At 39.5% G+C, this 6,422-nt stretch carries 7 protein-coding genes; 3 read left to right on the top strand and 4 right to left on the bottom strand.

The window, feature by feature from the left end:
- Nucleotides 1-150 precede the first annotated feature (150 nt).
- Nucleotides 151-702, bottom strand: a complete 552-nt coding sequence (locus HMPREF2802_RS02975) for a TetR/AcrR family transcriptional regulator (RefSeq protein WP_070502707.1) — start codon at nt 700-702, stop codon at nt 151-153.
- Between the two features lie 127 nt (nt 703-829).
- On the opposite strand from HMPREF2802_RS02975, the gene HMPREF2802_RS02970 reads away from it, so the two are divergent.
- Nucleotides 830-1,477, top strand: a complete 648-nt coding sequence (locus tag HMPREF2802_RS02970) for an HlyD family secretion protein (RefSeq protein ID WP_002471996.1) — start codon at nt 830-832, stop codon at nt 1,475-1,477.
- A 12-nt stretch (nt 1,478-1,489) separates the two neighbouring features.
- Nucleotides 1,490-3,427 carry a DHA2 family efflux MFS transporter permease subunit gene (locus HMPREF2802_RS02965; protein ID WP_070502706.1) on the top strand — a complete coding sequence of 646 codons (1,938 nt, stop codon included), beginning with the start codon at nt 1,490-1,492 and terminating at the stop codon, nt 3,425-3,427.
- An 83-nt stretch (nt 3,428-3,510) separates the two neighbouring features.
- Here HMPREF2802_RS02965 and HMPREF2802_RS02960 read toward each other — a convergent pair whose 3' ends face one another.
- The 3 genes from HMPREF2802_RS02960 to HMPREF2802_RS02950 form a co-directional block, all read right to left on the bottom strand.
- A complete protein-coding gene (locus HMPREF2802_RS02960) occupies nt 3,511-4,146 on the bottom strand; it encodes a hypothetical protein (protein WP_070502705.1) in 636 nt (211 codons plus the stop codon).
- Between the two features lie 133 nt (nt 4,147-4,279).
- A complete protein-coding gene (locus HMPREF2802_RS02955) occupies nt 4,280-4,672 on the bottom strand; it encodes a hypothetical protein (RefSeq protein ID WP_070502704.1) in 393 nt (130 codons plus the stop codon).
- Nucleotides 4,673-4,682: 10 nt separating this feature from the next.
- Nucleotides 4,683-5,153, bottom strand: a complete 471-nt coding sequence (locus HMPREF2802_RS02950) for a thioesterase family protein (RefSeq protein WP_070502703.1) — start codon at nt 5,151-5,153, stop codon at nt 4,683-4,685.
- Nucleotides 5,154-5,423: 270 nt separating this feature from the next.
- On the opposite strand from HMPREF2802_RS02950, the gene corA reads away from it, so the two are divergent.
- Nucleotides 5,424-6,368 carry a magnesium/cobalt transporter CorA gene (corA, locus tag HMPREF2802_RS02945; protein WP_070502702.1) on the top strand — a complete coding sequence of 315 codons (945 nt, stop codon included), beginning with the start codon at nt 5,424-5,426 and terminating at the stop codon, nt 6,366-6,368.
- The last annotated feature ends 54 nt before the right edge of the window (nt 6,369-6,422 follow it).

Below are 6,422 nucleotides of genomic sequence, written 5' to 3'. Positions count from 1 at the left end.
TAGTTGAGTGTGGTCCCATAAGCAAGCGAAAGTTATAACATTGAAAAATGACTAATGTTTTAAACTCTATATCTGTATAGATGATCAATAGTTTAAAGGCTTGGGGGTAATTCTCAAGCCTTTTTATCATGTGCGGGAAGGCTATCTATCTCATCGCTGCAATTTAACAGTGTTTGCGAGTAGGATTTGGGCGAGTTGTTCGTAGGGTTCTTGGCAACCTTCTCGAATCCAGAAGTAAATGACGCCCATTTGACCGCCGAGTGAGTAGGTCACGAAATGTTTCTTGTTGATGATGTGGTTGCTGTAGTTGTCGAGTATGAGTTCGTATGTTTCTCGAGTAGCAGCGATATATTCTTGGAACAATGAGCGGTTAGGAAATTTAATCAGGATGGCGTGAAAGAATCGCAAGTTGCGTTTGATGTAGCGTAGGACTATTTTAAAAAACTGAAAGATGCAGTCTTGGTTTGATTTACCTTCAGCTACGGAATAGTAAAGTGCATTTAAGAGTCGTTTGTATTTTTGTAAATGATAGCTTTGGATTGAGTGTAACAGATCGTATTTGTCTAGGAAGTAATCGTAGAATGTGGAACGATTCACTTGGCTATAGGCGCAAATCATCTTAATTGTGATATTTTCGAAAGGATATTCTTCGAGCAAAGTTATAGTGTTGTGGATAATCTTATGTTTCGCCTTTTGCTTCATTTTATCACCTATATTTTATCAACTTTAATGTTACCCGACACATTTGTTTAAGATGTCGGTGTTTTTTTGGGATACACCTATCTATAATATATAAGGTGAATTTTAAAAGCAAATAGGAGGAAGTAATATGAAGAAATTGGTATTGATTAATGTCATTACTATCGTAGTGCTTGTCATTATTGGTATCGTTGGTTTCCACTTTTACCATCAAGCGACAAGCTTTGTAAGTACTGACAATGCCAAGGTAGACGGCAAGCAAATCAAGATTGCTGCGCCTGCATCTGGAGAAATTAAGTCACTTGACGCAAAAGAGAATGATAGCCTTAAGAAAGGTGATAAAGTAGCATCTATCGCAGCGAAAAGTGATAGTGGTGAATCACATGATATGGATATCAAGATGCCACAAGATGGTACAATCGTAAAGACTGATGCGACTAAAGGTGGCATGGCTCAAGCGGGTTCACCAATTGCTTATGCATATAATTTAGATGATTTATACGTTACAGCTAATGTAGATGAAACTGATGTGAAAGATGTTGAAGAAGGTAAAGATGTAGATATCTCTATCGATGGTGAGAAAGCGAAAGTGAAAGGTAAAGTCGACCAAGTAGGTAAGGCTACTGCTTCAAGCTTCTCAATGATGCCTTCATCAAATAGTGATGGTAACTACACGAAAGTAACGCAAGTTGTACCAGTTAAGATTAAATTAGATTCTAAACCGTCTAATAATATTGTTCCAGGAATGAACGCAGAAGTTAAAATCCATAAAAACTAAGGGGGTCTTTGAATGTCTACGGCCTTCATTATTATATATATTGTAATTGCGGTCATTCTGCTTGCGCTGATTAACTTTGCTGTGATTAAGAGAAAGAATGGCAAGAAGAAGGCGCAACTGGAACAATCCCAGCAATCAACTGGTGCTTCGAATGAAACTTATCAATCTAAATTTAGTATTAAAGATGACGCATCAGAAACATCTCGTGCTGAGAAGGCGCAACGTAGTGTGGCGGATGATCAAGAATCATCTGAAAGTACACGTCATGAAACGCATGATGACTCAGCGGAACGAGAAGCGCAGAATACTGGCCATGATGGCTATGCTGATGTGAATTCAGATCAAACAGGTTCAACTCAAGATGAAAACCATGAACCGATTAATCCTAATTCTGAAGAAGCAATTGTTAATGAGAAGTTAAAGGAAAAAGATAGTGCCTTTATGTTTGGTAAAGGTGCATCACAAGGTAAAGTCCTTGTTGCAATGGTCTTCGGTATGTTTATCGCTATTCTCAACCAAACGTTGTTGAACGTTGCTTTGCCGAAGATTAATACGGACTTTAATATTTCAGCGAATACAGGTCAATGGTTGATGACAGGATTCATGCTGGTCAACGGTATACTGATTCCGGTCAGTGCATTCTTGTTCAACAAATATTCTTACCGTAAATTATTCTTAATTGCGATGACCTTGTTTACACTTGGTTCACTTGTCTGTGGTATTTCTGGTTCCTTCACCGTAATGATGGTTGGACGTGTGCTTCAAGCCATCGGTGCAGGTATCTTGATGCCTTTAGGTACCAATGTCTTTATGACGATCTTCCCACCGCACAAACGTGGAGCGGCTATGGGTGTTCTAGGTATCGCGATGATCTTAGCACCAGCCATCGGTCCAACATTATCAGGTTATATTGTTGAGCATTACCACTGGAACGTGATGTTCTACGGTATGTTTATCGTTGGTATCATCTCTTTAGCCATTTCTTATGTTTGGTTCAGAGTTTACCAACAAACTACCAATCCGAAAGCCGATATTCCAGGTATCGTCTTCAGTACTATTGGCTTCGGTGCATTGTTATACGGCTTTAGTGAAGCGGGTAACAACACATGGAGTTCACCGCAAGTGGTGATTTCATTAATTATTGGTGTCATCTTTATCATTGCATTCTTTATTAGAGAGGTTACAATGCGCGTGCCAATGTTAAACATGGAAGTCTTGAAATTCTCTGGTTTCACACTTCCTACAGTCATTAACATGATCGTGATGATGAGTCTCTTCGGTGGTATGCTACTGTTACCACTTTACTTGCAAGACCTTAGAGATTTCACGCCAGTACAATCAGGACTATTACTGTTACCAGGGGCCCTTATCATGGGTGTCATGGGACCTGTAGCAGGTAAATTACTCGACACAATTGGTATCAAACCGTTAGCTATCGTAGGTACGGGAATCATGACGTACGCGACATGGGAGTTAGCTAAACTCGACATGAATACGAGCTACGCGAGCATTATGTTGATCTATATCATCCGTTCATTCGGTATGAGTTTCATCATGATGCCGATCATGACAGCAAGTATCAATGCGTTACCAGCTCGTTTGATTCCACACGGCAACGCGTTATCCAATACGTTACGTCAACTTGCAGGTTCTATCGGTACAGCCTTGCTTGTCACAGTGATGTCGACACAAACGACACAACATGTGGCTTCAGCGAGTCAGGATCTAGATAAGACTAATCCGTTTATTAAAGATAGATTGCAAGAGATGGCGCAACAATTAGGCGATGAACATATGGCGACACAACAAATTCTTCAATTTGTAAAACAACTCGCTTCTATTCAAGGTGTAGATAGTGCCTTTATCATCGCTACAATAATCAGTCTGATTGCCTTTATCCTCAGTTTCTTCCTTAAAGGCAAAGATCATTATATTTCTAAAGAAAATTGATGATAGAATGAGAAAATCCCTTCTTCCAACACTGAAATGACTCAGTGAAGTGAAGAAGGGATATTTTTAATAGTCAAAGACAATTAATGACGTGGACGACGATTTCTAAAGAACAAGCTGATAAATAGTAAGGCTAAACTGCATCCGAGCAAGATAAAGTTATTGTGAATCGCGTCCGCCTGTGTCAGAATATCGTCGGGTTTGAAGCTAAGATATGCAGAACTCATCTCAGTTGCGGCTTTCTTCGCGACATGATCGATTAAGTAAGCAAAGCCAAATGTCATGAGCATTAGAATCACCACAACGATGAAATTGACAATCTTTAAGACAGTTCGATTAAACAGAATCGTAAAGAATGTCAAGATGAGACTGAGTATGCATATTCCAAAGAACACTTCAAAGGCAATGACGAGTTGATCCAACTGATGTTGAATCTTATCGATATCTCCAACATTAATAGGTAACTTTTTCAATTCTTCAAGTTTATCGGAAAAGGTTGAGAATTGATGGAAATTCACCAATTGATTAAGTAATTTAACTTTAAAGATAGGTTCTTTCCACATGCTATATCCTGCGATAGCGGTTAAGATGAGCACGATGATATGTATGATTAAACTCACCCATGATCTGCGTTTCTTTCCGTAACGACGCCCTCTATGAAGTTCTTCATGCGAGAGGGTGCGGTCGAAGTTCTGATGATAAGCCTGACGATTATTCATACTCGGCTCCTTTCTTAGTGAACTAGATAGTTGATGTTGACTTAGTTAGTATTATAGCGCAAGTAGATTGCGGAATGCATGTATTTTTACTAACAGGTTAGTGCCAAATTAGCACCTAACTCGGCCATTAAAGTTAGTGCGCGTTGAGCTGGTTGAAGACATGTTGCCGCCCATATGCTTGGTAATAGTCTGTGAGTAGTTGTAAATAGTGATCAGAGGTAGGGTCAGCTTGCTTCAACTCTTGAGTGAGCTGATTGTATTGTGTTTGATGCTCACGGGTAGTCTCTTCTAACCGTGTTTGAAAGGTCGTGAGGTCTGTTGTCGATTGAAGTTGATTCTGAACTTTATCTACAGTTAAACGACGACCTTGCAAGATTGCGATTTGCTTTGTGCGTCGTAATAAATCTATCGCAGGGCCATTGACGATCCATGATTTCGTCTCGTTGAGTTCACTCAATTGTGTTTTAATCTCATCCATTTCGTCATAAAGTGTGAGTTGTATTTGATTGAGACTATTGTCAGCCATTTATGTCACCTCATTTCGGAATGTTGAGTCGATGACCAATTTGTTTCGGCCACTGAATCTTCGGTTGAGATTTATAGTAAGCGCGGAGCTGTTGTAAATAACTTTCTGGAAAAGGCGCTGTCCGTTCGATTTGACGATTGATACCAATCATCATCGTTTCGTTCGTTGCGGCAAGCGTTCCATCTTCCTTATATAGCAAGAGTACGAAATGAATCCGTTTCATATCAAAGTTGTAAATCCAAACTTGGACATCGAAGGGCTCATCTTCAGTAAGTTGTGCTAAATAGGCAGTATGTTCTTCAGCCGTAAACAGCGTGTATTGATAGTCGTCGCGTTCTTCAAGTGAGAGACCGTGCGAGTAATTGAAATCATTAATAATTTGACTGAATATCACATTGTAATACGCATCATGCATATGATGATTATGGTCGATATAGTCTTGTGGTACCGTTTGGTGTACCGTAAAAGGTTGTTGTGTCATTTATTTCACCTCAATTGAGTCTATTGTGTAAGTAGGATAGAGCATTCTTCAATTCCTTAAGTAATATTTTTATGTAGGTAATGTTTTATCTAATGAATGTCTTCAATTGCAATTTAATAAGCATTTGAGGCATCGGGTCTAAGAATATAGAACGTGCTTCAACGCACTTCCATTTTACCATCAACCTCAGACACATAGAGATAACGCTACATAGTACACATATTATAATAATTTCGTGGTAAAATGAAAGAAATGACTCGAGGTGAGACCATGACGTTATCCATTTATTACCAGTGTGACGCGATGCCATTACAAGTTACGAATGACGTCAATCATATTCCTGATGAAGCGCAATTTGTCTGGTATGATTTCGCTCAACCGACTGCTTCGGAGAACCATATACTGGAATCGCATTTTAACTTTAATAAACTTGAAATTGATGATACAGTGAATGGGACACCACGGGCGAAATTTAAGGCTTATGATACTTATCAATACATGGTCTTACATAGCATTGACGTAGAGACGTATGCACCGCGAGCATTAAACGTCTATACCAAGGGGCGAGCACTCGTTACTTATCATCATCATGAGATAGAGAGTGTGACGCAGGTGCTCAAAGATCTTCAATCTACTGAGAGAGATTTGGATAATCAACAAGTTGCATTGCATCTGCTCGATGACATGGTGGATCGCTACTTTGAACCTGTTTACCATATTGAGGATAGGGTTTATCACTTTGAGGAGACGCATGTCGATGATACGTCGAATCAGAAACTGATGGATCGGGTCTTTCAACTACGGTCGACGATGATTAAGCTGAAGCGGATTGTGTATCCGATGCGTGAGTTAGTCGATACGGTAATGAGAGATGCCGATTTCGGTGATACAGAACGTAAGCAACTCTATATTCAACATGTTAATGACCATCTGATTAAGCAACGCAACATTCTGCAGTTAGCTCAAGAGATGACGGACGAAATTCGTGCGAACTATGAGTCATATACCTCGTTTAAGATGAACAGCGTGATGCAAGTCTTAACGCTTGTATCTGTGATCTTCTTGCCATTGACGTTGATCACTGGTATTTACGGGATGAACTTTACTTATATGCCAGAACTCAAGTGGCATTATAGTTATTTCGTCGTCTTAGGTGTGATGTTGTTAATTGCAGTAGGCTTTGTGATTTATTTTAAAAAGAAAAAGTGGTTCTAGAGATAAGCCTGTAGCCTGTGTGAAATGAAACTATGATAACTAGAGGGAAAGTAG

This window comes from Staphylococcus sp. HMSC071G07 (assembly GCF_001811435.1).
Taxonomy (GTDB): Bacteria; Bacillota; Bacilli; order Staphylococcales; family Staphylococcaceae; genus Staphylococcus; species Staphylococcus pettenkoferi.
The sequence above is the reverse complement of the archived record's forward strand: the minus strand, read 5'-3'. Positions and strand labels throughout refer to the sequence as shown.

Coding starts and splice junctions, on each gene's coding strand:
- corA (WP_070502702.1), top strand. CDS start 5,424: ATGACGTTATCCATTTATTACCAGTGTGACGCGATGCCATTACAAGTT.
- HMPREF2802_RS02965 (WP_070502706.1), top strand. CDS start 1,490: ATGTCTACGGCCTTCATTATTATATATATTGTAATTGCGGTCATTCTG.
- HMPREF2802_RS02975 (WP_070502707.1), bottom strand. CDS start 702: ATGAAGCAAAAGGCGAAACATAAGATTATCCACAACACTATAACTTTG.
- HMPREF2802_RS02960 (WP_070502705.1), bottom strand. CDS start 4,146: ATGAATAATCGTCAGGCTTATCATCAGAACTTCGACCGCACCCTCTCG.
- HMPREF2802_RS02970 (WP_002471996.1), top strand. CDS start 830: ATGAAGAAATTGGTATTGATTAATGTCATTACTATCGTAGTGCTTGTC.
- HMPREF2802_RS02955 (WP_070502704.1), bottom strand. CDS start 4,672: ATGGCTGACAATAGTCTCAATCAAATACAACTCACACTTTATGACGAA.
- HMPREF2802_RS02950 (WP_070502703.1), bottom strand. CDS start 5,153: ATGACACAACAACCTTTTACGGTACACCAAACGGTACCACAAGACTAT.